Here is a 25,628-nt window from a genome sequence, read left to right as displayed (position 1 = left end):
TACGAACAGCATAGGCATTTTTAACTGTTTGTTATATTATAACGTCAAAATTCGAGTGGTAATTAATTTCATGTTGCGTCTGCTAGCACTATGCTTTACAGCATTATTCACAACCTTGGCTTGGGCACAAGCACCCTTGGTGGTTTCGACACACCCAGTGTATTTGATTGCAAAAGAAATCACTCAAGGAATTGAAGAACCAAAATTGTTGCTAGAAAATCAAACAGGGCATGATGTTCATCTGACCCCTGCGCACCGTAAATTAATTCAGGATGCTGGATTGGTTATTTGGCTTGGTAAAGCGCATGAAGCGCCATTAGAGAGTATTTTGGCGAAAAACTCTAAAGCAGTTGCCTTATTGAATACAGGAATATTGCAAACATTGCCGCTTAGAAATAGTCGAGGGGACGTAGTAAAAGGAACTGTCGATACTCATGTATGGTTAGAACCAAATAATGCAGTTCGTATTGGCTTTTTTATAGCGGCATTACGCTCACAACAACAACCTGAGTTTAAAGACAAGTATTGGAGTAATGCTAAACTTTTTGCACATGAGATGCTGAAAACCTCACAAAGTGTAAAACTCAATCATGGTGTTCAGCCGTATTGGTCATTACATGATGCATACCAATACTTGGAGCGTGCGCTGTTGCTAAAATTCGCTGGTGCGATGACAGAAGACCCACATATGGCACCTACAATTGCTCAAATCAAATATTTAAAAGACAGTCGCCCACAGCAAAAGATGTGTCTTTTGGCTGAAACTGTAGCTAATAAGAATCAATATAAGTCTCTAGGTCATGTGAATTTTCTCGCAGTTGATGAGAGTTTTGCTAAACACCAGAATTTTATAACAGCATGGCAGACTCTAGCGATACAAGTACGTGCATGTGTAGAAAAAGCACAAAAGTGATGTAAAAACAGCCGATAATTGTATAAGTGCTCAGCAATAAACGATCTAAAAATACCAGACTTAGGTCGGGAAAAGATTGCATGTTCAGGGGGCTAACTCTATAATGCCTGCGATAAAAAACGATCATCAGTTGAACTTGTCAAGCATTAATGCTGTGAGTGGATAAAAAAATGAGCCGAACTAGTCGCTTGATTGACCGACGATTAGCTAAAGCTTTGGTCTTCTTACAAGCATTCATGATTCCAGTTTCAGCCCTGATAGCGTGGGTCTTGAAAGACTCAACGGCTGCCTTAAGCGCTGCACTTGGTGCTAGTGTTTGTTGGTTGGCAAGTTGTTATTTTTCATGGCAGTCGTTTCGAGCAGCAGGTGCACGAGCGTCCAGACAGGTTCTTTCGAACATGTATAGAGGAATGCTCGGTAAGTTTGCAATCGTGATCGTAGGATTCATTTTAATTTTAAGCAATGTACAGCCGTTATCCCCGGTGGCATTGTTTTGTGGTTTTATGCTCGTTCAAAGCATGTCGTGGGTTGCGCCATTTTGGGTGTCACGATTACAAAAACGAGTCTAAACGCAGCAAAAATTGAAAAGTTTTTCAGGAATAGGCGAGATATCAAGCAGCACGCGATGTTCGTTTGTTCTATTAGTTTTTTTACATTGACCAGGTGTGATTTATGGCTGCTGAAGAACATGCCCTTACTTCGACCGAGTATATCAAGCATCACTTGACCAATATGACCTATGGCAAAATGCCAGACGGTTCATGGAAGTTGGCTGAGTCTGCTGAAGAAGCTCAACAGATGGGGTTCACTGCTATTCACTTGGATTCAATGGGTTGGTCTATCGGACTTGGTCTGATCTTCTGTTTATTGTTCTGGATTGTTGCGAAAGCTGCAAATTCAGGCGTGCCTGGTAAATTCCAGTCAGTAATTGAAGTGATTATCGAGTTTGTGGATTCAAGTGTACGTGATACCTTCCATGGGAAGTCTCGATTAATTGCACCCTTAGCATTAACCATTTTCGTGTGGATTTTCCTCATGAACTTGATGGATTTAATCCCTGTTGACTTTATTCCTTATGTAGCTCAACAGGCGATTGCATCTATGCTGGGTGTGGACCCTCATCAGGTTTACTTTAAAATTGTTCCGACTACAGATCCAAACATTACCTTAGGTATGTCTATTTCTGTATTCTTCTTAATTATTTTCTATAGTATTCGTGAGAAAGGTGTTGGCGGCTTCGTTGGTGAGTTGGCACTTAACCCATTCAACCCAAGTAATCCAGTTGCTAAAGTGCTTTTAATTCCATTCAACTTATTGTTGGAATTGACTACTTTCTTGGCGCGACCAGTTTCATTGGCTCTACGACTGTTCGGTAACATGTATGCGGGTGAGTTAATCTTCATTCTTATCGCGTTATTACCGTTCTGGATCCAGTGGGCATTGTCTGTGCCTTGGGCGATTTTCCACATTTTGATTATTACGCTACAAGCATTCATTTTCATGATGTTGACTATCGTGTACATGAGCATGGCAAGCGAAAAGCATTAATGGTATGGCCTAACTGTCATCGGGCGGTTGGGCACACAATTTTTTAACTTAATTTGGTATAAAACCTAACCTCTGAGGAATTATCATGGAACTCACTTTAGGTCTAGTTGCAATTGCATCTGCTATCTTGATCGCTTTCGGTGCTTTAGGTACTGCGATTGGTTTTGGTCTTTTAGGCGGTCGCTTCCTTGAAGCTGTTGCTCGTCAACCAGAATTGGCTCCACAACTTCAAACTCGTATGTTCTTAATCGCAGGTCTTCTTGATGCTGTGCCTATGATCGGTGTTGGTATTGGCTTGTTCTTCATCTTCGCTAATCCATTTGTAGGTTAATCAGCTTAATTCCGAAATTCACTATTTGAGGAATTTGCAATGAATATCAACCTCACATTGTTTGGCCAAGCGATTGCATTTGCGATTTTCGTCGCATTCTGCATGAAGTTTGTATGGCCACCACTAATCAATGCGATTAGTGAGCGTCAGCGTCGTATTGCTGACGGCTTAAATGCAGCTGAGAAAGCCAAAGCTGATCTTGCCGATGCGCAAGCTCAAGTGAAAGCTGAATTAGATGCAGCTAAAGCACAAGCGGCTCAATTGATCGAACAAGCGAATCGTCGTGCAGCACAATTGGTAGAAGAAGCGCGTACCCAAGCATCTGCTGAAGGTGAGCGTATTCGTCAACAAGCGAAAGAAGCTGTTGATACAGAAATCAATTCTGCTCGCGAAGAATTACGTCAACAAGTAGCTGCGCTTGCAGTAACTGGTGCAGAGAAAATTCTTAGCCAGCAAGTTGACGCAGAAGCTCACAATGCCATGCTGACTCAGCTGGCTGCTAAACTTTAAGAGAGAGGCAGATTATGGCTGAACTCTTGACGTTGGCACGCCCATACGCTAAAGCAGCATTTGCTTACGCTTCTGAGCAAGGTGCAACTGACAATTGGTCAACAGCACTTAACTTGCTCAGTGCTGCGGTGCAAGACGAAGCATTTTCAGCTTACTTAAATCGCCCTGAGCTTACGCCTGCTGAGCAGGTGAGTATTTTTGCCAAAGTTTTAGGTGAAGACCAAACTGCAGCAGTGTCAAACTTTTTGACATTGCTTGCTGAAAACAACCGTTTGGCTTTGCTTCCTGAAATTCAAGCAGAATACGAACAGCTCAAATCACAGAATAACAATACTGTGGATGTTGTGATTGAATCAGCATTCCCATTGACTTCTGTACAAGAACAAATTCTTGCTCAAGCGTTAGAAAAACGTTTCGCTGCGGCAGTAAATGTTTCTGTAGAAGTGAACCCAGCGTTAATTGCGGGTGTGGTTATTCGTGCAGGCGACCAAGTGATAGATGATTCTGCGCTTAACAAGCTTGAAAAAATGCGGACACGTCTTTTAGCTTAATTGCGAAGACTGAACTAATAAAAGATTGAGGTATAGCGCAATGCAACAACTGAATCCATCCGAGATCAGTGCGCTCATTAAACAGCGTATCGGCGATCTGGACACCAGCGCGACCGCTAAAAACGAAGGTACCATTGTTATGGTATCCGACGGTATTGTGCGCATTCACGGCCTTGCTGATGCAATGTACGGTGAAATGATCGAATTCGACGGCGGCTTATACGGTATGGCACTGAACCTAGAACAGGATTCAGTGGGCGTCGTTGTTTTAGGTAACTACTTAAGCCTTCAAGAAGGTCAAAAAGCTCGTTGCACAGGTCGTGTATTAGAAGTTCCAGTTGGTCCAGAACTTTTAGGCCGTGTAGTAGATGCTCTGGGTAACCCAATTGATGGTAAAGGCCCAATTGATGCAAAATTATCTGATGCAGTTGAAAAAGTTGCACCAGGCGTAATTTGGCGTCAATCGGTAGATGAGCCTGTACAAACTGGTTATAAATCAGTTGATACAATGATTCCAGTTGGTCGTGGCCAACGTGAATTAATCATCGGTGACCGTCAAACTGGTAAAACAGCAATGGCGATCGATGCGATCATCGCACAGAAGAATTCTGGCATTAAATGTATCTACGTTGCAGTTGGTCAAAAACAATCAACTATCGCAAACGTTGTACGTAAGTTAGAAGAAACTGGCGCTATGGCGTATACGACTGTTGTAGCAGCAGCGGCAGCGGATCCAGCAGCAATGCTTTTCCTTGCTCCGTACTCTGGCTGTACAATGGGCGAATACTTCCGTGACCGCGGTGAAGATGCGTTAATCATTTATGATGACTTATCTAAACAAGCAGTTGCGTATCGTCAAATTTCATTGCTTTTACGCCGTCCACCAGGTCGTGAAGCTTACCCAGGTGACGTATTCTATCTTCATAGTCGTCTACTTGAACGTGCTTCTCGTGTATCTGCTGACTATGTTGAGAAATTCACTAACGGTGAAGTTAAAGGCCAAACTGGTTCATTAACTGCATTACCGATTATTGAAACTCAAGCGGGTGACGTATCTGCATTCGTACCAACGAACGTAATTTCGATTACTGATGGTCAGATCTTCTTAGAAACATCATTATTCAACGCAGGTATTCGTCCTGCTGTGAACGCGGGTATCTCTGTATCTCGTGTTGGTGGTTCTGCTCAAACTAAGATCATCAAAAAATTGTCTGGTGGTATCCGTACTGCTTTAGCACAATATCGTGAATTGGCTGCGTTTGCTCAGTTCGCTTCTGACCTTGATGAAGCAACTCGTAAGCAACTTGAGCATGGTCAACGTGTAACTGAATTAATGAAGCAAAAACAATATGCTCCATATTCAATTGCTGACCAAGCTGTGTCTGTATATGCATCTAACGAAGGCTACATGGCTGACGTAGAAGTGAAGAAAATTGTAGACTTTGATGCTGCATTAATTTCTTACTTCCGTTCTGAACATGCTGCGTTAATGCAACAGATCGATGAAACTGGTGATTGGAACAAAGACATCGAAGCAGCATTCAAAGCTGGTATTGAAAGCTTTAAAGCGACTCAAACTTACTAATTTTCAAACTGTTGAAATTTAGTGTCGGTTTGGTTCACGGAATCAACCTTCGAGGGCTCGAAAGGGCCTTCGAATACTAGGTTAAGCGTATGGCAAATTTAAAAGAAATTCGCGCCAAAGTAGCTAGTATCAAAAGCACGCAGAAAATTACTCGCGCGATGCAGATGGTAGCAGCTTCTAAGATGCGTCGTGCGCAAGAGCGCATGGCTCAGGGCCGTCCGTATGCCGAAAATATGCACCGTGTAATTGCTCATTTAGTACAAGCGAACCCTGAATATAAACATCGTTATATGGTTGAACGCCCAGTTAAGCGCGTTGGCTATATCATCGTGTCATCAGATCGCGGTCTTGCTGGTGGTTTGAACATTAACTTGTTCAAGAAAGTGGTAAAACACGTTCAACAGCAACAAGAGCAGTCAATTGAAGTTCAATTTGCTTTGATTGGTCAAAAAGCGGTTTCGTTTTTTAAAAACTACGGCGGTAAAGTACTTGGTGCAACCACTCAAGTGGGTGACACTCCAAGTCTTGAACAGTTGTCTGGTTCTGTACAAGTCATGTTGGATGCATACGATAAAGGCGAATTAGATCGCATTTATTTGGTGTCTAACGGCTTTGTGAATGCCATGACTCAAAATCAAAAAATCGAACAACTTGTTCCTTTAGCAGCTGCTGAAGATGACAAGACTCTTAACCGCCAATACGGTTGGGATTATATCTATGAACCAGAAGCTGAAGAGCTTTTAAATGGTTTATTGGTTCGTTATATCGAGTCTGTGGTATACCAAGGTGTGATCGAAAACATCGCGTGTGAGCAATCTGCTCGTATGGTTGCAATGAAAGCTGCAACGGATAACGCGGGTGAATTGATCAAGAACCTACAACTTATTTATAACAAGCTGCGTCAAGCCGCGATTACTCAGGAAATTTCTGAGATCGTTGGTGGTGCCGCTGCCGTTTAACATTATTTTGAATTGAGGAGACAGCAATGAGTAGCGGTCGTATCATTCAGATCATCGGCGCGGTTATCGACGTCGAGTTTGAACGCAACAGTGTTCCTAAGATCTATGACGCTCTTCAGGTTGATGGCACTGAAACTACATTAGAAGTTCAGCAACAACTTGGTGACGGCGTTGTACGTACAATTGCGATGGGATCTACAGAAGGTCTTAAGCGTGGTTTGAACGTAACTAACACTAACGCTCCGATCTCTGTACCAGTTGGTCCAGCGACGCTTGGTCGTATCATGGACGTTCTTGGTCGTCCGATCGATGAAGCTGGTCCTGTTGCAACTGAAGAGCGTTTACCGATTCACCGTCAAGCGCCTTCTTATGCAGAACAAGCTGCTTCTACTGACCTTTTAGAAACTGGTATTAAAGTCATTGACTTACTTTGCCCGTTCGCGAAAGGTGGTAAAGTTGGTCTGTTCGGTGGTGCCGGTGTTGGTAAAACTGTAAACATGATGGAGTTGATCAACAACATCGCTAAAGCGCACTCAGGTTTATCTGTATTCGCTGGTGTTGGTGAGCGTACTCGTGAAGGTAACGACTTCTATCACGAGATGAAAGACTCTAACGTTCTTGACAAAGTAGCAATGGTTTACGGTCAGATGAACGAGCCACCAGGTAACCGTTTACGCGTAGCGTTAACTGGTCTTACTATGGCTGAGTATTTCCGTGATCAAAAAGACGAAAACGGTAAAGGCCGTGACGTATTATTGTTCGTAGACAACATCTACCGTTATACACTAGCAGGTACTGAAGTATCAGCACTTCTAGGTCGTATGCCATCTGCAGTAGGTTACCAACCGACACTTGCAGAAGAGATGGGTGTTCTTCAAGAACGTATTACTTCTACTAAGTCTGGTTCGATTACATCTATCCAAGCTGTATACGTACCTGCCGATGACTTAACGGATCCATCTCCAGCGACTACGTTCGCTCACTTGGATGCGACAGTTGTATTGAGCCGTGACATCGCTTCACAAGGTATTTACCCTGCGATCGATCCACTTGACTCTACTTCACGTCAATTAGATCCATTAGTTGTTGGTACTGAGCATTACGAAATCGCTCGTTCAGTTCAAAACGTTCTTCAACGTTATAAAGAATTGAAAGACATTATCGCAATTCTTGGTATGGACGAATTGTCAGAAGAAGACAAACTTACTGTATACCGTGCACGTAAGATTCAACGTTTCTTCTCTCAACCGTTCCACGTAGCAGAAGTGTTTACTGGTGCTCCTGGTAAACTTGTACCGCTTAAAGAAACTATTCGTGGCTTTAAAGGTCTTCTAGCTGGTGAATACGATCACATCCCAGAACAAGCGTTCTATATGGTTGGTGGTATTGACGAAGTTATTGCTAAAGCCGAGAAACTTTAATTAGCTACCTAATTTAGGAGGTTCTCATGGCGACTATGCAATGTGACGTTGTAAGTGTTAAAGAGTCTTTGTACTCAGGCACTGTAACTATGCTAATTGCTAAAGGTGCTGGTGGTGAGTTAGGTATTATGCCTGGCCATGCTCCACTAGTAACTTTACTTCAACCGGGCGCGATTCGCGTTCAGTTGGAGAATGGTACAGAAGAATTAATCTATGTATCTGGTGGTGTTCTTGAAGTTCAACCGCATGTTGTTACGGTTCTTGCAGATACTGCAGTCCGTGCAGAAAACTTAGATGAAGCTGCAATCGTTGAAGCACGTAAAAATGCTGAAACTTTGTTAGCAAATCAAAAGAGCGATTTGGACGCTGCTGCTGCTTTGGCTGCGCTTGCAGAAACAGCTGCACAGTTGGAAACCATCCGCAAAATCAAAAACCGCGCTCAATAAGAGACGGTTCGAGATTGAAAAACCACCCGAAAGGGTGGTTTTTTTATGGGTTATTGTAAGTTTGAAAAACTTGTGCTAAACATAATTTACTGATAATAAGTTAAGGGTTTTACAATGAAAACAATCAATGATTCTATTGTGGATAATCCTGTCATAAAAATAATTTCAATAATTGTACTAATGTTACAGTTAGTTTTTTTTATGTGTTTAGCAATATCTAATTTGACACAAGGAAATTTACATTTCATTTCAGATATTTCTAAGTTTTTTCTAGCATTTTATTTCATGTATCAGTTAATTGAAAATCCGAACTTTTTTAGAAAAACACATGATTTAAAATCACTAATTCGTTTTCTGAGAAAAAAAATTAATTTCATAATGGTAAATCAAATCAAAAACCTCGCTCAATAAAAGACAGTTCAAGATTGAAAAACCACCTGTAAGGGTGGTTTTTTTATAAATGTTATCTGAAATTCAATAGTTAAGTAACAGACTGAGAGATTGTGTAATATTCATCCTTTTTCAAAGATTTTAATGATAGCTTGGATAAGTAAGCATGAGGGTAATAAATTATTTTCATGTTTGATAATGAAGGATTGTTTTGATCCAAAGCATTAATAAATTTATTGGCATGAAGGGAAGAATTATGAGTTATAAATCCATTAACCCATTTACCAATACTGTATACAAAGAATATCCATCACACCAACAACAAGATATTGATCGTGCTTTGGATTCAGCCGAATCTATTCTTAAATCAGATTGGGTAAAAAATGTAGATGATCGCGTAAAAGTTTTACAACGTTTGGCAGCATTATTTAGAGAGAAAAAGAGTGAATTAGCCAAACTCATTACTTTAGATATGGGTAAGCTCATTGAGCAAAGTGAAGGTGAAATCGAATCCTGTGCTCAAATTGCTGAGTACTATGCAAAAAATACTGAACAATTTCTGAAATCAGTCCCCTATAAAACTGAGTTAGGTGAAGCTTGGGTGGAGCATCATCCATTAGGTATTATCATGGCTGTCGAACCATGGAATTTCCCATTTTATCAATTGGTCCGTGTATTTGCACCAAACTGTGGTATTGGAAATCCCGTATTGGCCAAACATGCAGGTATCGTTCCGCAATGTGCTGAAGCATTTGAAAAACTTGTATTAGAAGCAGGAGCGCCTAAAGGTGTTTGGACTAATCTATTTATCAATACCGATCAAGTCTCAGATATTATTGCAGACAAACGTGTGCGTGGTGTTGCATTAACTGGTTCAGAAGGAGCGGGTAGTGCGGTCGCTGCGCAAGCAGGTAAACACATTAAAAAGTCTACGCTTGAATTGGGTGGGAATGATGTCTTTATCGTGCTGGATGATGCGGACTTAAACAAAGCGATTGAGATTGGTTGTAAAGCACGTGTAAATAATACAGGGCAGGTGTGTACTGCAGCAAAACGATTTATTTTGCATAAAGACATCGCTGATCAGTTTAGAACGGGTTTAATTGAAGCATTTAAAGCGCTGAAAATTGGCGACCCATTAGACCGTAGTACCACACTGGGACCACTCTCATCGGAAAGTGCGCTTAAAAACTTGATTAAACAAGTGGATAAAGCAGTTCAGCAGGGTGCATCATTGGTTATTGGTGGAAAAGCAATTGATCATGATGGTTATTTCTATGAGCCGACAATTTTAGAAAATATTAGTCGAGATAATGAGGCTTGGTACGAAGAATTCTTTGGGCCAGTTGCTCAGATTTATGTTGCGGAAAATGAGGATGAAATCGTTGAAATCGCCAATGATTCTAATTATGGTCTTGGGGGTGTCATTCACTCTCAAGACATAGAGCGTGCAAAAAAATTAGCTTCGAGAATTGAAACAGGAATGGTGTGGATCAATTGGTTAACGGATACTGCTCCAGAATTACCATTTGGTGGCGTAAAGAATTCTGGTTATGGTCATGAACTGGCAGATTTAGGTTTTCATGAATTTGTACAAAAAAAATTAGTGGTGGTGAAACAATAGAGTCTTTGAAATAAAGCGATCTTCGGGTCGCTTTATTATTTGGAGTCTAAGATTAAATGGTGATATTCACCTGCACCTTTTATCTTAATATGATGTATTTCATCAAACCCTTCCTCAAAATCAGGTACTTCTAACTTCTTATATGTTGCTCGAACACCGACTTCAGGAATATTGGCTTTACCGCTTCGTTGACCATTGCGTTCTAGCGTACTTTTCAAATCTGTTTCAAAGTAATATGAAATCACTTCAAAACCTGCTGCTTTGGCACGTCGAATATAACGAGCGCGATCTGCTTTGGTTGGGTTGGTATTGTCGATCACCGTTTTGGTTTTAGAGGCTAGACAGGTTTCAAAGATCATGTTTTCCCGATGGCGAGTTTTTAGCATGTCTAAGTTAATTCTTAAATGTGAATGTGCCAAATGTAAAAGATAGTAGCTTGATTTGCCCGAAGCTTGAACTCCAGTGAAGATGATCAGTTGCATGGTTCAATTACATTAAAAGTATAAAGCTGAATTAAATCACGGCTTAGACTTTGCTACAATTCAGGTATAAGTCTAATAAATCCAAATAAAATAATGTATGGTCAAAGTCTAATTATCGCGCTAAGCATATTCACCTTCAGTCAGCTCACCGCATGTCAAAATTATTATTTAAGTCAGCCCAATGAACCTACTGAAGCGGCCTTGGTTGCCAACTCATATAAAAATGGTTTAAGTGCTGAAATTGAGTTGGATTATCTCAGCGTATTTCAAAATCTGAGACAAGCATATCGTCGATGTATCGGTTTCACACGTGATGATGATCTAGTCTTTACTGAAATAAGCTTGAAGAGCATATTGAAATGGCAACCCTATTTGCTCGAACAGAACGTGGTGAATATGTTCATAAGGCAACTGTAGAAAAGCTATCACCTACGTTGACAAGATTTACCTTGTATTTGCCTCAACGTTATCCTTTTCCCAATGCACGTTTTGAACAGGATAGTAAACGAGCATTGGGCAAAGATGAATACTGTAATATTTAAACCTTGTTAAGCCCCATCTGAACTCATTTGTTCAGGATATTCCTTGCGTTTACCACCTTCATAGCTGGCAAAACGAGGTGTTTCACGTGAAAACGTTGGAGCATCGCTTGGCCAAGGCCAGTCACCAAAATGGGTCTCACGATATCGTTTGAATGCAACATCAAGTTCTTCTTTGCTGTTCAATACAAAAGGCCCTCGCATTGCAACTGGTGCACCAATAGGTTCACCTTCTAACCATAAGATTCTAGCTTCTTGATCACCTGCTTCAAGTTGAATTTCGGTGTCAGCTTTAAGCTCTACAAGATGTTTAAATTGAATGGGTGAATCAGCAATATTTAAAGTTGAACCCTGATAAAAGTAAGCAAATCGAGTAGAGGTTGCGGTCGTGGCTGGAATTTCAAGGTGTGCGCCAGCTTCTAAAGTAATTAAGTATATATTCACTTTATTTTCTGCTGCAGCTGCCCAAGAGTGTGGTGGGCGACTTAATGCATTTTGATTTTGATATTGTCCTGAAATAACTCGTACATCAATGCTGCGAGACTGGTGATCAGTCACTTTCACATGAGTAATTTGTTCACGCCAAAACATTTTATAATCAGCAGGTTGTTTTTTTTGTTCTGGAGATGAGTTAAACCAAATTTGAAATAATTCAAAAGGATTCTCTCGATCCTGATGAATTAACGGGAACATTTCACAGTGTTCAACACCATTTCCCGTACTTAGCCATTGCACATCGCCTGCAGCATATCGTCCACCATTACCCAAGGAATCAAAATGGTCGACATAACCTTGTTCCACCAAAGTAATGGTTTCAAAACCCGTGTGCGGATGTTCGGGAAAGCCGGGAACAACACTACCATAATACATATTGAATTCTTGATTGATTGCAGGATGAACTGGTCCCATTTCAGCATTCCCGGCAGGGTAGTGATCAATATGATGAGCAGTAAAGATGAAAGGATCTTTTAAATCTAAACGAAAAGTAATAGGAGTTATATTATAGATGGGTGAGGTAGACATGCCGACTCCATGATATTTGAATTATTTAAGATTCAAATTAAAGAGAAATCCCTCACTCCACCGTGTCTATTTTGTGAGAATAATGTATATCAATCCTCGGCTTGATTATTTTCTGTAGATGATCCGGACTGAGTCAAAAGCATACTGGCTAATTTCACCATTTCACCTTGGATATTACCCATTTGCTTTTCTAAAGCTGCAAAATCGATGTTGTTTAAATTCACTTGGCCGTTTAGTAATGGTGAAGCTAATACATTTTGATTTGCCGTTAAAATATTCGAACGAATCTGGGAAATTTCTTGGCTTTTTAGATCAAGTCCTGTCAATGCCTCATTAAAGCCCAGTAATTGAGATTTTAAACTTTGCACTGACTGATCTAACTTTTGTGGATCTTTATTATTTACAGCTTCTTCTAAATCAGATTGTAGCTGTTGAATTTGCTCAATATATCCACCTGCTTTAAGTTGTACATCTGCCACATCACGCACAATATAAAACATATTGCCTGATTTTAAGTCAGTAGGATCAGTGACTTGGACAGGGGAAGATTCTTCAACATTAGCTGCTGTTGATTCCTTTTCTTGATCGGGTTGTGATTGCGGCTGACAACCTAACACCACGAGACCGAAGCCAAATAATGCAAAAGGGGTAACAATGCTTTGAAATACTTTCATTAATAAAACCAAATCGTTAATCACTTCATTCCAAGATACGATACAAATATGAGTTAAATCTGAATATTTGCAAAGCAATAACAAAAATTTTGATGTGAAAGAGTAACTTATGATTTTGACAGATTAATGAAGATATTTATTGAATTGAATAAGAAATAATCAAGTGACAAGATCGTCACTTGATCTTGATGAGATTATTTCGCCAGTTCAGCATTAATTGCATCAACAATACGCGCATCATCTGCAGTGATGTCTGGTGCAAAACGAGCAACGACTTCCCCTGTTTTTGAAACTAAGAATTTCTCAAAATTCCATAATACTTCAGGGGGATTATTAGGCGTTAAACCATAATCAACCAGATCTTTCCACCAAGGCCCCTCACCAATACGCTCTGGAATGGCATTTGTTAAAGTTTCATATAGCGGATGTTTATTCTCCCCAACCACTGGAATTTTCGCAAAAAGAGGGAAGTCCACTTGATAATTCACTGAACAAAATTGTTCAATCTCTTCATTGCTTCCTGGTTCTTGTTCAAGAAAGTCATTGGAAGGAAAGCCAAGAATTTCGAATCCTTGTTGTTTTTTTTCACTATAGAGTTTTTGCAGACCTTCGTACTGAGGGGTAAGGCCACATTTAGACGCTACATTCACGATCAATAATACTTTGCCTTCGTATTGCGATAAATCAACAGGCTGCCCCTGAATTGTATTTACTGGAATGTTATAAACTGAAGCCATTTCAATGTCCTAATCATAAAGTACTTAAAATATGTAGATTGAAAATACCATGGCATATAGATCTCACCAAGGTGTCTACAGTGAAAAAAAACAGGCCTGACGGCCTGCTTTATGAGTTAAGATTTTGTCCCGACTTGGTTTTTAAGATTCTGCATGTCCTGTAACAAGCTTTGTTGTAACTCAACAGCTTTCTTTTGAAGTTCAGTGATTTCATTCATATCAGGCTTTTCTTTAACACCTGCTTCTGCGAGGTCCAATCCAAGCTCATTCGATTCTTTCATTTTATCTCGAAGAGATGCACCTTCAATACTTTTGAGCGCAAGTTTGTCTAGATCATCATTAAATTGATCCACATAGTTATCCATCTTCTCAACCACTGCGTCTAATTCAGCTTTATTATTGTTTTGCGCAGCTTGTGTCACTTCGTTTTGAAATGCCAAAGCCTCTTGAGCTTTTGTATTTGAAATTTGATCCAGTAAATCTAAGTCATGTTGAATATCTGCATTTACATTGGTACTTAATGTATTGCTTTGAACCGTTTCAGCGGCAGTAGGTGAGGATTGATCGTTAGACTTTTTATCACAAGCGGTTAGAAAAACAGCTGTAGTGTATAGTGATGCAATGAGAAGTTTTTTCATAATTTATCCTTTTTATATGCTCGGTTCAATGCACTTACATTCACGATGAAGCACATTAAAAAATATTCAGTTAACCCGTTGATGGGAAAATTCAAGCATTTACGATCTCATAGCTCACACACAGCTTCTAGTGTTGTTTTGTAGAGGAATCCCTGTAAAAAAGTGAAAAGTGTTTTAAAATAGAACAGCACTCTACTTAATTTTTTAAGTAAAAATCTCAGACTTAGATGGCTGTTCTGCAGTCACTAACAATGAAGGGGAGTGTGTTTCATGGAATGAAAAAGTCTAAAAATTGATGAAAACTTGATCTTAACGATTAAATAAAAATTAGGATGAAAATATGACATTTGAAAAAAAGCATTTGCTCTGGGCTTTATCATTGCCAGTCATTGCTGTATTGATTTGGTCGTTGAATATAGCCATTACACGATATGTTGCAGAGTATATTTCACCTGTCAGTATTAGTTTTTATCGTTGGATTATTGCCTTTTTGATTTTAACACCCTTTATCCTGCCTAAAGTCATCAAACAGCGGAATCTGGTAAGACAAAATATAGTGAAATTAGCAGTGCTGAGTGCATTTGGTATGGTGCTTTATCAGGGGTTGGCTTACACCGCAGCACATTACACAACTGCAACCAATATGGGCATAATTAATGCCTTTATCCCAATTTTCACCATTTTTGTTTCATTGATGATTTTAAAAGAGTTTCCAACTCGATTTGCAGTGGTGGGTAGTATTTTATCATTTATCGGGCTGATTTATGTTATCGGTCAGGGGCGTCTAGATACACTGATGCATCTGGGTGGGCATTGGGGCGACATGATTATGATCGTCGCGGTATTCTTCTATGCTTTTTATGGTGTATTTCTCAAAAAGTGGCAACTCGAGCTCCCTTTAATGATTAGTCTTTATATTCAGATTGGTTTTGCAGTGTTGTACCACTTACCATTCGTTGCCGTATTGGGTCTCGATGCAATTGATCTGAATAACGGCTTAAGTGTGTTATATGCGGGAATTTTCCCTTCGATTATTGCGCCGTTAGTATGGATGTTGGCTGTTCAACATTTAGGCCCAAATCGAACCAGCATCTTTATGAACTTAATGCCAATCTTTACCGCCATTATTGCTTACGTTTGGTTAAAAGAAGCATGGACGATTTATCACAGTTTAGGCGGAATCATGATTTTGATAGGTATTGCTTTAGCACAGAAAAAAACTTCATTCATAAAGGCTAAGAGTGTTTAAAAAACAGACAATCGATTTATTTTTTTATTATACTTAAAATCTATAAAAGCTTATTGATCTAAATTAACTATCATTAGGCTTTTTAAAAAGTAAAATTAATAATTAAAAATAGGTACTTAATTATATCAATTGAACTAATAATTAATCTTTATAAGAAAAATGATGATTTGAAACTCTAAGTCTTAGTAATTGTGTAATATTTTTTTTTGTAGCATAATATGCGTACTGCAGAGAAAGCGATAATACACTCTTTTTCTGTACAGATGAATTTCTGAACCCTCTGGATGTGATTAGCACATCCTTTTATATGCTCAGTCAATACCTTTATGACTGAGCTTTTTTTTGTCTTAAATAATAAATTTTAAGTCTCAGCATATCATGCTTTTTAAGCACGAATGACATCACCAGTTTCTGCATCTAATATTCGGCTAGGTTCTTGGCTCAGGCCTAAATCTCCATTTAAATAATTTAATTCAGCACCAAAGTACTGATTGACTTCTTGCAATGAGCGAGCGGGGTCTAAACCAACAGGATTTGCACTGGTTGAAACAATAAACCCATCAAATGCGTTGCACAGTGCGATGCAAAGAGGGTGGTTGGTGACTCGAATAGCAACCCTAGGATGTTTGCCTCGAATCCAAAGTGGTATTTGCTCATCAGCAGGGAGAAGCCATGTTGTGGCGCGATCTTGATAAGATGTTTGTGACCAACTTTCAATTACCGCATCACGGCGGTCTTGAGGAAGCTTTGATAATAAATGTTCAACCTGACTGACTTGACCAGCCAGTAAGATCACCCCTTTTTCGATAGGGCGTTGTTTTAATCTTAAAATTTCTTTAAAAGCATTTTCATTAAAAGGGTCGCAACCTAAGCCCCATACTGCTTCTGTAGGATAAGCCAAAACTTGACCTTGTTTTAGACATTGAGCAGCCTCAGCAACTGAGGTTGTTAACATAAGCGTTCACCATTCTCTTGATTGAAAAGACTATTGTGAACCTTAATTTTAATTACGGCAACGAAGGTATAACCCAGATTGTTGAATACAGCGTCCTAAAAGTTCTAACTCCATCAAGTGACTGGTGAGTGTCGCTGTGTCTAAATTAAGGGTTGCAGCAATTTGATCGAGATCGCGTCCAACCCAATCTAATTGTTGAAATACAGCTAACAGATGTATAGGAATCGAATGCTCATCATCCTCATACTTACTTAACTTTGGATGGTCTACTGAATGAGCTATTTCGTCATTTTGGACTTCATTAGGATTGTTTTTTCGTGACAGTGATGCTTGTTGATGTTGCCATTGAGTCGGTAGGGCTAAATCTTCAATGATCTGCTCAGGATGATCAACTAAGATGGCACCTTCACGAATCAACTGATGGCAACCTTGATGAAATTCACTATAAATATGACCTGGAATTGCAAAGGTCGTTTTACCTTGATTTGCAGCAGCTTGGGCCGTAATTAATGAACCACTGCCCAATTGAGCTTCCGCTACCAATATCCCTAAACTTAAGCCACTTACGATTCTATTTCTGCGTGGAAAATTATGCTGAAGCGGTTTTGTACCGGGTAAAAACTCAGAAATGATGGTCCCGTTCTGCTTCAAGATTTGATCATGTAATGGGCGATTTTGTGATGGGTAAATTAAATCTAATCCTGTACCGATAACGGCGATTGTTCTGCCATGTTGCAAAGCACCCTGATGGGCTGCTGCATCAATGCCTTGTGCTAAGCCACTCGTGATATAAAAACCTTGATCACTCAGATAATACGCAAAATCATATGCGACTTGTTTGCCATGTGGACTTGGTTTACGGCTTCCAACAATGGCAATTTGTGCTTCAGATAAATGTTGTGCTTTACCTTTCCCAAATAAAATTGGGGGGCGGTCATGATAGGGCATCAATTGCTGAGGATAGTCTGGATCTTGCTCAGTGAGCATAAAATCAGAATGTTGATGAATTTGATGCAGAATTCGCTCAAATTCTTGTTGCTGTTGATCAGAGAAAAATTGAGATGCACGCTCGATATGGTTTTTATGTAGGTTGAGCTGATGCCATTGATGTAGATGATTTTTCTGTACAGCATCTTGAGCTGAACCAAAATGCTGAATAAGTTTTTGATAAGCACTGAGTGAATGTTGAACGAGATACCAGAGTTTAATATAAGCCAACTGATGGTCATTAATCTCGTTCAACATATCCGCACCTAATTTTAATTTTCAACCATTGGTGATGGTTCTAATACAGCACCTACTTTAATTGGAAGTGCGCTGTCTAGCACGTAAGCGTAACTTAGTTGATCGAAAGTTTTAAAAATCATTAAGTTGCCCACACGCTGATTAGGCAGTTGAATATTTTCTTTGGTCTTCGGGTCTTTAACCACTTCGCCTTGTTGGAAAATACTTAACACGTGACCATTTTTTGCACCGTGAACGCTTCCGCGGTTAATGGTGACAACACTATGTTGAGCTGCTGTACCAATAGAACCCATAACACGAATCACTTGACCGCCTGGCTGAATATCCGTTGTTGCCGTTGGATAGAAGAGGCTTGGTAATTCATTTTGAAATTTAGGTAAAACGTAATCACCGCGACGAACTTCAGCATTAAAACTTTGTTTAAGTTCTAAAGTTGAAATTTCATTTTCGTTGGCAACAGCGACTGCAGTAGCTACCTCAATCAGTTCAAGTGCACCTGTGTACTTTTTCCCTTTTTCATCTAAGAAAACATACGGTTCAGCTTCACGATAAACACCGTAGCTTTGTCCAGGATTAATCCCTTGACCACGTGCATATACTGTTTGGCCTTCCCCAGCAACGATACGACGATCTGCCGAACCGAGAATATAAGGTGTGCTTTGCAAAGCATCAGGCGCAACGATAATACTTCTTTCTAGCCAAGGTTGAATATCATCCAAGGGAATAATTGGAATGGTATTCCCTAAGCTTTCAACACGTACTTGAGGTTTTAGATTGATAGCACCAAGATGACGACGAATAACACCTTCACAACCGTCACCTTCGTCTTTACCAATCAGTGGACGCCCATCTAATGTACAGAGTAGTAAGCGATCACCTGGGTAGATCCAGTGTGGATTTTTGACATGTTTATTGGATGCCCAAATTTCTTTCCAACGCCAAGGTGAACGCAAAAATTTACCTGAAATGTCCCACAAAGTGTCGCCTTTTTTGACCACATAAACGTGAGGAGCACCGGCCTTAATTGATGGTGGGCTTACATTTGGACTGGCTTGTGTTATTTGCGCGGTAAACAAGCCCGCACTTATGCAAATTGCAAGTGAAAGGCAATGTTTCTTTAACCCCAGAGCATGTGAAAAAGCCATGCCATTGAAAACCTTTTTCATTATCATAATTCCTAAAATTATGTATCTATTTGCGCTATAATACGCATATTACACGTATTATTTGATGAAGCATTAACTTCATTTAATTTTTAAGATCAATGGCATAGCCGGTGAGGAGCAGCATGGCCTTATTACCAATTTTAAGTTTTCCTGATCCCCGTTTGCGTACTATTGCCAAACCTGTAGAGGAAGTGACGGATGAAATTCGTCAACTTGCTGCAGACATGTTTGAAACCATGTATGAAGCACCAGGTATTGGTCTAGCTGCAACCCAAGTTGATCATCATATTCAGCTTATCGTCATGGACTTGTCTGAAGATAAAAATCAGCCGATGGTTTTTATTAATCCTAAAGTCACCCCATTAACTGAAGATACCCAACCTTATGAAGAGGGTTGTCTATCAGTTCCACAAATATACGATAAAGTTGAGCGTCCGTCACGCGTCAAAATTGACGCAATTAATTTAGAAGGGCAAGCTTTTGAATTAGAAGCTGATGGTCTTTTGGCAGTATGTATCCAGCACGAAATGGATCATCTGAACGGGAAATTATTTGTTGATTATCTATCTCCTTTAAAACGCCAAAGAGCGCGTGAAAAGGTAGAAAAAGTCGTTCGTCAGCGTCAAAAAGAAAAAGTTGCTGTAAAGCGTTAATTTTCTAAGAACTTTAAATATATTGATAAAGCCCAATTTCGATTGGGCTTTGTTATAATTGCTCAAATTTTATTTGGAATGACAATTTGTTCCGCAATGGGTTGCTGCTGAGTTTCGCAGCAGTATTATTACAGATCGCTGTTTTTCTTCAGCCTTTGCTTCCAGCGCAATATCAAATTGCGCCGGTCTGCGAAACGATCACCCGTGCCTTATTCGAACAGCCTAATCATTCTAGTATTACAACGCTCGCTCATCATGGTTCCACTTCACATGCGTTACATGAACATCATGAGTCTAAGCGCTATGTTGAATCCTCGCATAGTGGGCACGATCATCATGACCCAAACCATCAATGCCAATACTGTACTGTATTTGGTAATTTGATTTTGCCACCTGAGCTGAATGTTAAAGAAGTTTTTGTACGTTTGAATATACGTTTGATCGCATTCCAAAAAGCGTTCAAACATATTTATTTCGACTTACAGCGTTTATTCCTTTTACCTCAAGGTCGGGCACCACCACTCTTTTCTTAAATATTGTCTTTATTTTAGGGTCTTGAATGACTCTAGCATTGTCATATTTAAATTTTGAGTGAATATATCATGGCTCAGCCAAAATTCTATTTACAGCCACTAGCGGCTGCGATTTATATTGCCTTTATTTCGCAAACTTCATTTGCTGAAGTCCAATCTACAACTTTAAATCCAACACCTGATACACGCACGACGAACTTAGCGCCAATTGTTGCTACAGCTCTACAAGGTAATGATGCTAATGGCTTGATTGTACGGGCAAACCCGAAGCAACCCATTCAGCCTATTCCTGCGTCGGATGGCGCAGATTACTTACAAAGTATTGTAGGGTTTAGCAGCGTAAATAGTGGTGCAGGTACGAACGGTGATGTGACCTTTCGTGGAATGTTTGGATCACGAATCAAAATTCTAACAGATGGAACTGAAAATTTAGGCGCATGCCCGAGTCGTATGGATTCACCGACTTCGTATATCTCACCTGAGAGCTATGATCGAATCTCGGTGATTAAAGGTCCCCAAACTGTCCAGTACGCCAACACAGGTTCAGCAGCAACAGTGATTTTCGAGCGACGCCCAGAACAATTGAATGATGAAAAAAATTATCGAGGTCAGGCAAGTGTATTAATGGGCTCTTTTGGGCGTTTAGACCAAAATATTGAGGCAGCGGTAGGAGATGAACAAAAATATATTCGAATCAATAGCAACCGATCAGTCTCAAATAGTTATCAAGATGGTAATGGGGCGACCGTACCATCAGATTGGAAACGATGGAATGCAGATTTAGCATTGGGCTGGACACCTAATGCAGATACATGGATCGAGTTAACTGGCGGTAAGGCTGATGGTGAGGCTGTATATGCTGGGCGAGATATGGATGGTTCTAAATTTGCCCGCGAGAGCTTGGGATTAAGATTTGAGAAAAAGAATCTCTCAGAGGTAGTTAAAAAAGTTGAGGCGCAAGTCAATTACAACTTTAATGATCATGTGATGGATAATTTTAGTTTGCGTGATGTCGATGGCGCAGATCGCGCTATGAATGTGACACGTCGTACTTTAAATGCACGTTTAGCCACAACGATGGAGTGGGATAAAGCAATATTCATTACGGGTGTTGATACTCAGAATAATCAACATGCTGGCGGAATGTATCATTCAAGCATGCCAATGATGAATACTCCACTGACAGAGGATATGAAGTTTCAATCTTATGGTGGGTTCACTGAATTATCATATCCATTGAATGATCATAATAGGTTGGTCACAGGTGTTCGGGTTGATCAAGTTAAGATTAAAAACTTAACAATGGTTCAAGAACGTCAGGAAACATTACCAAGTGGTTTTATACGGTTTGAAAATCAGCATCCAGAGCATGATGCTAAAACCTATGTTGGTCTAGGCTATGTAGAGCGCGTACCAGATTATTGGGAGTTGTTTAAGACAGATTATCAAGGCAATGCTGTTTCTACTTTCAAGGATTTAGAAACAGAAAAAACCTTACAGTTGGATGTTGGATACCAGCATAATCACGGGGCACTCAGTTCATGGGCATCAGCTTATGCCGGTTTGATTAATGATTTCATATTATTGAATTATGACCCAGCAAAAATGACTGGTCATGGTAAAAATGCTGCTGATTCTAGAAATGTCGATGCGACAATCGCAGGGGCAGAAGCTGGAATAGGTTATCAATTTACCGATGCTGTTCAGGCAGATCTTAGTGCGATGTATGCTTGGGGAAAAAACACAACTGATTATCAACCTTTACCTCAAATATCTCCGCTGGAAGCTCGTGTAAATTTAAGATATGTGCAAGAGCGCTTTAACTTAGGTTTATTGTGGCGTGTGGTAGATGGGCAGGATCGTGTCAGTATTAATCAAGGTAATATTGTAGGTAAGGACTTTAAAACGAGTTCAGGTTTCTCAACGCTGTCTTTAAATGGTACTTATCAAATTCATCAAGGTGTTGATTTGAGTATTGGAATTGATAATGTTCTGGATAAAGTTTATACGGAACACTTAAATAAAGCAGGTAGTGCTGGATTTGGTTTTGCACAGAATGAGCAATTTAATAATATAGGACGTAATTATTGGGCGCGTGTGAGTATGAAGTTCTAGTCATATTCAGTTTATTTGACGTATTAAGCCTAACACCCATTTAGATCGCCGTCTGAATGGGTGTTTTCTTTAAAATTGTCAGACATAAAATATGAATGTCCTTAAATGATATTGTGATGAGGTTATCATTATTTTAAAAATAATAAAAAAGATGTAATGGATAATAAAATGACAACAATGAGTCAAGTTCATCAACTACATGGTCGTAAAGTAAAATTTGATTTCAATCATATTCCAAAGCATTGGATTGAAAATGACCCTGTTTCCACCCATATGTTGAATACAGCACATATGATTTTACCTGCGGGTGAGTTTTGGTTTTGCCGTGTATTTAATAAAGCTTTACCGTTCGTCAAAGACGAACAATTAAAAGCTGACGTGAAAGGTTTTATTCAGCAAGAAGCGATTCATGGTCGTACTCATCAACATGCACAAGTTTATTTTGATCAACATGGATTAGATGTAAAGCCGTTCATTCAACGCATGCATTATCTTTTTGAAATCCTTTTGGGAGAAAATCCAGTAGGTATCAAAATGATGAAAAAAGTGGTTGGTGAAAAACGTTGGTTAATCTTCCGACTGGGTGTGATTGCAGCCATTGAGCACTATACTGGTGTGGCAGGGCAGTGGAGCTTGGACAATACTTCATTGGATAAAGCTGATCCAATCATGGCTGATCTATTCCGTTGGCATCTTGCTGAAGAAGTTGAACATCGTACGGTTGCGTATGATTTGTTTAAACATATGTTTGAATCAGAGTTTAATTTCCAAATTTCAAAAAATGCTTTGATGACCTTTATCTTCCCTATTATGGCAGCGGTTTGGGTTGAAGGCGGCAAAACAATTTTGAAACAAGATAAAGATGCAGGTAAGTTTAGACATATGGGTACTTTAAGACTCATTATGCAAATGGAAAAAATTAGTCGTAAGACCGATCATATTCCTACCTTCAGTCATTTAACTTTAGCTACCATCCGTTGGTTTAGTCCAAAGTTTCATCCTGTGCAAGAAGGTAATACTCAACAAGCTTTGGATTATCTAGCACGCTCTCCATCAGCACTTCGAGCTGAGCAAGAGGCAACATTAAAAATGGCTTAAAAATATACATGCAAAAAACCGAGCCTTAGCTCGGTTTTTTATTTATTGATGCATACTTGCCAGCTGTTTTCCTGCATTTTGATATAAATCGAGAGCTTGTTCTTGTTGTGATCGCCCTTTACGCTGTAAATAAAGATCAAGCTTTGGTATTTTTTTTGCGCCAGCATAAATCACAGTATTTTTGGTCAGTAGATACAGTGGATACCACGGCAGTATTCGAGGCTTAAGCCCTAAATTTTTCATTTTTTTACGGCCCATAAAGATTTGGGTAACATCTAAGTGATTCTGGTAGGCTTTCTTCTGCATGAAACGTTTAAAATGTTTATATTCGCGTTCAAATGGTTCTTTGGATAGGCTTACTGCAAGCTGACGACTACTTTCATCCACTTGAGGATGAGCATAATTCATCCATTGCAATAATTTCCAGCCTTCAGACTCTTTATCAATCAGCCATTGTTCGTCAACACCCATTAACCAGCCTGTATATTTCCAAAAATGCATAATCGCATCGACTTCAGTTTTAGTTGGAAAAATACCGATTGCTCGAATACCTAAAAGCATCACACCGCTGAAAGCAATATTTGTCATTGCCTGATCATATTGGTTAATCGGCATTCCCCAAATATCCCAGTCCCAATCTTTGGATTTTTTTAGATGGTAGCGAACTAAAGAATGGATGAAACGCACAAAAATTGTTGAAGTAAAGCCATCATTAAAGCGTTGAAATCCATTCGGCTTAGTAACATCTAGCCACCATTTATGCGTTTCTGCTAAGCGCTTGCCTGCATATTTGCTTAGAGCACCTGTTAAAATCAAAGGTTGATTAAAGCCAGGGTATTGATATCCAGTCATTAGCGCGAGATCACGCATAATAAAAGTGACATTTGCGCCTAAACGATGCGTGAATTGAATTGCACGATCAATTTTTTCTTGATCGAACCAAACAGGCTGTTGTTCCACGAGATCAAAGAATGCTTTGATTTCAGGGACTGGTTTGGGAAGAGCATCTAAGCCTTGATATAACGCCGTTTCAAAAAGCTTTCGATTTTCGCGTGGATTGGTCATCACCCAATCCATTAAGCGATCCATCGGCACATCACCCGTATGTAAACTTTCATTTAACTCTAAATATTCAGCATAAGTTGGAATGAAGTTTTGATCGGTCATTTTATGTAGAAGCTTAGACAATAGATCGCTACGCTTCATTCGCTCATATGAAGCCATACGTTTTGGAATGCTTAAATTTGACATGGTGTAATTAATCTGGTTATTGTTTGATCAAAGATTAATATGAATATTTATTCGCATTCAATTCGCATTATTAGAATGGCAGCTATGAGAAAAAGACCCCAACAACAAAGAGCAAAGCTGGTAGTCGATAGTATTTTGGAAGCGACTCTGATATGCATTTCTGAAATGGGCCTAGATCAAGTTACTACGCCAAAAATATCTGAAAAATCAGGGGTGAGCGTAGGCTCTATCTATCAATATTTCGAAAATAAAGATCAGATAATTTTAGAATTGTTACGCCGTAAGAGTGAAAACTTAGGTTTGTCACTTAAAGCGCTGGCGATGAATCAAGAAGAAATGGATTTAAAAACCTTAGTCGATGTTAGTCTTCAATTCGGATTTGATGTAATGAGAGAAGATAATGGTTTCTTCTTTGAAGTCCTGAAACATTGGCATGGCTACAACAATTCAGAAGCCGCAAAGGTTTTAGAAAAGCATTTTTTGGAAGTTGGTTTATATGTATTCAATCGTTTTTATCGTCATTGGGACTTTGAAACACTCAAGCATAAATCTTTTGTGATTATTAATAGTACCTTGTTCACAATGATGAGGTTTGTAAGCAATAATGATTTTCTTATTTCAGAACAACAGCTTAAGCGGGAATTAAGTGCAATGATTTTGTCTTATTTAGACAGCGACAAGAGTTAAAAGCTCACGCAAATAAAATTATATATAAAAAACATATAGTTAATTTATGGTTGGTTTATTAACTATACAAACAAATAGAAAATATTGAAAAAATAGTTGCGTAAGAAAATAAATGGCCTATAATGCACATCCATCGGCGGTGATGTTGATTAAAACTTGTTGAAAAACAAGGATTTAGCTGAATAGGTTGGATCTAGGTTTTGAGAATGGGTTGGAAAATAAATTAACATTTCTAGTTGACTTTCTGAAAAGAAAGGGTAATATAGCCGACCTAGCTTGATGCTGACGAAGCATTAAGAAGATCA

The 25,628-nt window shown here is 39.4% G+C and carries 27 protein-coding genes; 18 read left to right on the top strand and 9 right to left on the bottom strand.

What is annotated here, in order from left to right:
• Window positions 1-70: 70 nt before the first annotated feature.
• The 11 genes from AC1M87_RS11155 to AC1M87_RS11105 all read left to right on the top strand — a co-directional run bounded on the left by AC1M87_RS11155 (window position 71) and on the right by AC1M87_RS11105 (window position 10,278).
• Window positions 71-913: a metal ABC transporter solute-binding protein, Zn/Mn family gene (locus AC1M87_RS11155; RefSeq protein WP_481593723.1), complete on the top strand. Its 843-nt coding sequence runs from the start codon at window positions 71-73 to the stop codon at window positions 911-913.
• Between the two features lie 170 nt (window positions 914-1,083).
• Entirely contained in the window at window positions 1,084-1,482 is a 399-nt protein-coding gene (locus AC1M87_RS11150) for an ATP synthase subunit I (protein ID WP_004970147.1), read from the top strand.
• 103 nt (window positions 1,483-1,585) lie between these two features.
• Window positions 1,586-2,461: a F0F1 ATP synthase subunit A gene (atpB, locus tag AC1M87_RS11145; RefSeq protein ID WP_004970145.1), complete on the top strand. Its 876-nt coding sequence runs from the start codon at window positions 1,586-1,588 to the stop codon at window positions 2,459-2,461.
• Between the two features lie 85 nt (window positions 2,462-2,546).
• A complete protein-coding gene (atpE, locus tag AC1M87_RS11140) occupies window positions 2,547-2,792 on the top strand; it encodes a F0F1 ATP synthase subunit C (protein WP_000424060.1) in 246 nt (81 codons plus the stop codon).
• A gap of 39 nt (window positions 2,793-2,831) precedes the next feature.
• On the top strand, window positions 2,832-3,302 hold the full coding sequence (locus tag AC1M87_RS11135) for a F0F1 ATP synthase subunit B (RefSeq protein ID WP_004970142.1): 471 nt from the start codon (window positions 2,832-2,834) through the stop codon (window positions 3,300-3,302).
• Between the two features lie 14 nt (window positions 3,303-3,316).
• On the top strand, window positions 3,317-3,853 hold the full coding sequence (locus AC1M87_RS11130) for a F0F1 ATP synthase subunit delta (RefSeq protein WP_004970141.1): 537 nt from the start codon (window positions 3,317-3,319) through the stop codon (window positions 3,851-3,853).
• A 40-nt stretch (window positions 3,854-3,893) separates the two neighbouring features.
• Window positions 3,894-5,438 carry a F0F1 ATP synthase subunit alpha gene (atpA, locus tag AC1M87_RS11125; protein ID WP_035268197.1) on the top strand — a complete coding sequence of 515 codons (1,545 nt, stop codon included), beginning with the start codon at window positions 3,894-3,896 and terminating at the stop codon, window positions 5,436-5,438.
• An 89-nt stretch (window positions 5,439-5,527) separates the two neighbouring features.
• Window positions 5,528-6,397, top strand: coding sequence for a F0F1 ATP synthase subunit gamma (atpG, locus tag AC1M87_RS11120; protein ID WP_035268202.1), 870 nt, complete (start codon window positions 5,528-5,530; stop codon window positions 6,395-6,397).
• Window positions 6,398-6,423: 26 nt separating this feature from the next.
• On the top strand, window positions 6,424-7,818 hold the full coding sequence (gene atpD, locus AC1M87_RS11115; protein WP_035268203.1) for a F0F1 ATP synthase subunit beta: 1,395 nt from the start codon (window positions 6,424-6,426) through the stop codon (window positions 7,816-7,818).
• A 26-nt stretch (window positions 7,819-7,844) separates the two neighbouring features.
• Entirely contained in the window at window positions 7,845-8,264 is a 420-nt protein-coding gene (locus AC1M87_RS11110) for a F0F1 ATP synthase subunit epsilon (RefSeq protein ID WP_035268205.1), read from the top strand.
• A 646-nt stretch (window positions 8,265-8,910) separates the two neighbouring features.
• On the top strand, window positions 8,911-10,278 hold the full coding sequence (locus AC1M87_RS11105) for an NAD-dependent succinate-semialdehyde dehydrogenase (RefSeq protein WP_481593722.1): 1,368 nt from the start codon (window positions 8,911-8,913) through the stop codon (window positions 10,276-10,278).
• Between the two features lie 35 nt (window positions 10,279-10,313).
• Here the strand turns inward: AC1M87_RS11105 and AC1M87_RS11100 are convergent, their stop codons facing one another.
• Complete coding sequence (locus tag AC1M87_RS11100) at window positions 10,314-10,760, bottom strand: AAA family ATPase (protein ID WP_035268211.1); 447 nt, start codon at window positions 10,758-10,760, stop codon at window positions 10,314-10,316.
• A 359-nt stretch (window positions 10,761-11,119) separates the two neighbouring features.
• Between AC1M87_RS11100 and AC1M87_RS11095 the strand changes: the two genes are divergently transcribed.
• Window positions 11,120-11,302: a hypothetical protein gene (locus AC1M87_RS11095; RefSeq protein ID WP_481593721.1), complete on the top strand. Its 183-nt coding sequence runs from the start codon at window positions 11,120-11,122 to the stop codon at window positions 11,300-11,302.
• A 6-nt stretch (window positions 11,303-11,308) separates the two neighbouring features.
• Here the strand turns inward: AC1M87_RS11095 and AC1M87_RS11090 are convergent, their stop codons facing one another.
• The 4 genes from AC1M87_RS11090 to AC1M87_RS11075 all read right to left on the bottom strand — a co-directional run bounded on the left by AC1M87_RS11090 (window position 11,309) and on the right by AC1M87_RS11075 (window position 14,371).
• Window positions 11,309-12,322, bottom strand: coding sequence for a pirin family protein (locus tag AC1M87_RS11090; protein ID WP_481593720.1), 1,014 nt, complete (start codon window positions 12,320-12,322; stop codon window positions 11,309-11,311).
• Window positions 12,323-12,411: 89 nt separating this feature from the next.
• Window positions 12,412-12,996 carry a hypothetical protein gene (locus tag AC1M87_RS11085; RefSeq protein WP_481593719.1) on the bottom strand — a complete coding sequence of 195 codons (585 nt, stop codon included), beginning with the start codon at window positions 12,994-12,996 and terminating at the stop codon, window positions 12,412-12,414.
• Window positions 12,997-13,190: 194 nt separating this feature from the next.
• Window positions 13,191-13,733 (bottom strand): glutathione peroxidase, encoded by a 543-nt coding sequence (locus AC1M87_RS11080; protein WP_481590704.1) that lies wholly within the window; start codon window positions 13,731-13,733, stop codon window positions 13,191-13,193.
• A gap of 116 nt (window positions 13,734-13,849) precedes the next feature.
• A complete protein-coding gene (locus AC1M87_RS11075; protein WP_481593718.1) occupies window positions 13,850-14,371 on the bottom strand; it encodes a hypothetical protein in 522 nt (173 codons plus the stop codon).
• 340 nt (window positions 14,372-14,711) lie between these two features.
• Between AC1M87_RS11075 and AC1M87_RS11070 the strand changes: the two genes are divergently transcribed.
• Window positions 14,712-15,620: a DMT family transporter gene (locus AC1M87_RS11070; protein WP_481593717.1), complete on the top strand. Its 909-nt coding sequence runs from the start codon at window positions 14,712-14,714 to the stop codon at window positions 15,618-15,620.
• A gap of 385 nt (window positions 15,621-16,005) precedes the next feature.
• Here AC1M87_RS11070 and tsaC read toward each other — a convergent pair whose 3' ends face one another.
• The 3 genes from tsaC to AC1M87_RS11055 are packed head-to-tail and all read right to left on the bottom strand — an operon-like array spanning window position 16,006 to window position 18,986.
• Window positions 16,006-16,575, bottom strand: a complete 570-nt coding sequence (tsaC, locus tag AC1M87_RS11065) for an L-threonylcarbamoyladenylate synthase type 1 TsaC (protein ID WP_481593716.1) — start codon at window positions 16,573-16,575, stop codon at window positions 16,006-16,008.
• Window positions 16,576-16,623: 48 nt separating this feature from the next.
• Complete coding sequence (dprA, locus tag AC1M87_RS11060; RefSeq protein WP_481593715.1) at window positions 16,624-17,820, bottom strand: DNA-processing protein DprA; 1,197 nt, start codon at window positions 17,818-17,820, stop codon at window positions 16,624-16,626.
• 14 nt (window positions 17,821-17,834) lie between these two features.
• Window positions 17,835-18,986 carry a LysM peptidoglycan-binding domain-containing protein gene (locus tag AC1M87_RS11055; protein WP_481593714.1) on the bottom strand — a complete coding sequence of 384 codons (1,152 nt, stop codon included), beginning with the start codon at window positions 18,984-18,986 and terminating at the stop codon, window positions 17,835-17,837.
• 122 nt (window positions 18,987-19,108) lie between these two features.
• Here AC1M87_RS11055 and def point away from each other — a divergent pair, with 122 nt between their 5' ends.
• The 4 genes from def to AC1M87_RS11035 all read left to right on the top strand — a co-directional run bounded on the left by def (window position 19,109) and on the right by AC1M87_RS11035 (window position 23,385).
• Window positions 19,109-19,639, top strand: coding sequence for a peptide deformylase (def, locus tag AC1M87_RS11050; protein WP_035268228.1), 531 nt, complete (start codon window positions 19,109-19,111; stop codon window positions 19,637-19,639).
• 71 nt (window positions 19,640-19,710) lie between these two features.
• Entirely contained in the window at window positions 19,711-20,172 is a 462-nt protein-coding gene (locus AC1M87_RS11045; RefSeq protein WP_481593779.1) for a DUF2946 domain-containing protein, read from the top strand.
• Between the two features lie 69 nt (window positions 20,173-20,241).
• Window positions 20,242-22,287: a TonB-dependent copper receptor gene (locus tag AC1M87_RS11040; RefSeq protein WP_481593713.1), complete on the top strand. Its 2,046-nt coding sequence runs from the start codon at window positions 20,242-20,244 to the stop codon at window positions 22,285-22,287.
• A 168-nt stretch (window positions 22,288-22,455) separates the two neighbouring features.
• Window positions 22,456-23,385 carry a metal-dependent hydrolase gene (locus AC1M87_RS11035; RefSeq protein ID WP_092768017.1) on the top strand — a complete coding sequence of 310 codons (930 nt, stop codon included), beginning with the start codon at window positions 22,456-22,458 and terminating at the stop codon, window positions 23,383-23,385.
• A 42-nt stretch (window positions 23,386-23,427) separates the two neighbouring features.
• On the opposite strand, the gene AC1M87_RS11030 is transcribed toward AC1M87_RS11035, so the two are convergent.
• Window positions 23,428-24,636: an oxygenase MpaB family protein gene (locus AC1M87_RS11030; protein WP_481593712.1), complete on the bottom strand. Its 1,209-nt coding sequence runs from the start codon at window positions 24,634-24,636 to the stop codon at window positions 23,428-23,430.
• Between the two features lie 84 nt (window positions 24,637-24,720).
• On the opposite strand from AC1M87_RS11030, the gene AC1M87_RS11025 reads away from it, so the two are divergent.
• Complete coding sequence (locus tag AC1M87_RS11025) at window positions 24,721-25,323, top strand: TetR/AcrR family transcriptional regulator (RefSeq protein ID WP_481593778.1); 603 nt, start codon at window positions 24,721-24,723, stop codon at window positions 25,321-25,323.
• The last annotated feature ends 305 nt before the right edge of the window (window positions 25,324-25,628 follow it).

The sequence above is a fragment of the Acinetobacter sp. 24-47-62 genome (assembly GCF_056779765.1).
The sequence above is the reverse complement of the archived record's forward strand: the minus strand, read 5'-3'. Positions and strand labels throughout refer to the sequence as shown.

Excerpts from the sequence above, each read along its gene's own strand:
- AC1M87_RS11155 (WP_481593723.1), top strand. The coding sequence starts at position 71 with ATGTTGCGTCTGCTAGCACTATGCTTTACAGCATTATTCACAACCTTG.
- AC1M87_RS11150 (WP_004970147.1), top strand. The coding sequence starts at position 1,084 with ATGAGCCGAACTAGTCGCTTGATTGACCGACGATTAGCTAAAGCTTTG.
- atpB (WP_004970145.1), top strand. The coding sequence starts at position 1,586 with ATGGCTGCTGAAGAACATGCCCTTACTTCGACCGAGTATATCAAGCAT.
- atpE (WP_000424060.1), top strand. The coding sequence starts at position 2,547 with ATGGAACTCACTTTAGGTCTAGTTGCAATTGCATCTGCTATCTTGATC.
- AC1M87_RS11135 (WP_004970142.1), top strand. The coding sequence starts at position 2,832 with ATGAATATCAACCTCACATTGTTTGGCCAAGCGATTGCATTTGCGATT.
- AC1M87_RS11130 (WP_004970141.1), top strand. The coding sequence starts at position 3,317 with ATGGCTGAACTCTTGACGTTGGCACGCCCATACGCTAAAGCAGCATTT.
- atpA (WP_035268197.1), top strand. The coding sequence starts at position 3,894 with ATGCAACAACTGAATCCATCCGAGATCAGTGCGCTCATTAAACAGCGT.
- atpG (WP_035268202.1), top strand. The coding sequence starts at position 5,528 with ATGGCAAATTTAAAAGAAATTCGCGCCAAAGTAGCTAGTATCAAAAGC.
- atpD (WP_035268203.1), top strand. The coding sequence starts at position 6,424 with ATGAGTAGCGGTCGTATCATTCAGATCATCGGCGCGGTTATCGACGTC.
- AC1M87_RS11110 (WP_035268205.1), top strand. The coding sequence starts at position 7,845 with ATGGCGACTATGCAATGTGACGTTGTAAGTGTTAAAGAGTCTTTGTAC.
- AC1M87_RS11105 (WP_481593722.1), top strand. The coding sequence starts at position 8,911 with ATGAGTTATAAATCCATTAACCCATTTACCAATACTGTATACAAAGAA.
- AC1M87_RS11100 (WP_035268211.1), bottom strand. The coding sequence starts at position 10,760 with ATGCAACTGATCATCTTCACTGGAGTTCAAGCTTCGGGCAAATCAAGC.
- AC1M87_RS11095 (WP_481593721.1), top strand. The coding sequence starts at position 11,120 with ATGGCAACCCTATTTGCTCGAACAGAACGTGGTGAATATGTTCATAAG.
- AC1M87_RS11090 (WP_481593720.1), bottom strand. The coding sequence starts at position 12,322 with ATGTCTACCTCACCCATCTATAATATAACTCCTATTACTTTTCGTTTA.
- AC1M87_RS11085 (WP_481593719.1), bottom strand. The coding sequence starts at position 12,996 with ATGAAAGTATTTCAAAGCATTGTTACCCCTTTTGCATTATTTGGCTTC.
- AC1M87_RS11080 (WP_481590704.1), bottom strand. The coding sequence starts at position 13,733 with ATGGCTTCAGTTTATAACATTCCAGTAAATACAATTCAGGGGCAGCCT.
- AC1M87_RS11075 (WP_481593718.1), bottom strand. The coding sequence starts at position 14,371 with ATGAAAAAACTTCTCATTGCATCACTATACACTACAGCTGTTTTTCTA.
- AC1M87_RS11070 (WP_481593717.1), top strand. The coding sequence starts at position 14,712 with ATGACATTTGAAAAAAAGCATTTGCTCTGGGCTTTATCATTGCCAGTC.
- tsaC (WP_481593716.1), bottom strand. The coding sequence starts at position 16,575 with ATGTTAACAACCTCAGTTGCTGAGGCTGCTCAATGTCTAAAACAAGGT.
- dprA (WP_481593715.1), bottom strand. The coding sequence starts at position 17,820 with ATGTTGAACGAGATTAATGACCATCAGTTGGCTTATATTAAACTCTGG.
- AC1M87_RS11055 (WP_481593714.1), bottom strand. The coding sequence starts at position 18,986 with ATGAAAAAGGTTTTCAATGGCATGGCTTTTTCACATGCTCTGGGGTTA.
- def (WP_035268228.1), top strand. The coding sequence starts at position 19,109 with ATGGCCTTATTACCAATTTTAAGTTTTCCTGATCCCCGTTTGCGTACT.
- AC1M87_RS11040 (WP_481593713.1), top strand. The coding sequence starts at position 20,242 with ATGGCTCAGCCAAAATTCTATTTACAGCCACTAGCGGCTGCGATTTAT.
- AC1M87_RS11035 (WP_092768017.1), top strand. The coding sequence starts at position 22,456 with ATGACAACAATGAGTCAAGTTCATCAACTACATGGTCGTAAAGTAAAA.
- AC1M87_RS11030 (WP_481593712.1), bottom strand. The coding sequence starts at position 24,636 with ATGTCAAATTTAAGCATTCCAAAACGTATGGCTTCATATGAGCGAATG.
- AC1M87_RS11025 (WP_481593778.1), top strand. The coding sequence starts at position 24,721 with ATGAGAAAAAGACCCCAACAACAAAGAGCAAAGCTGGTAGTCGATAGT.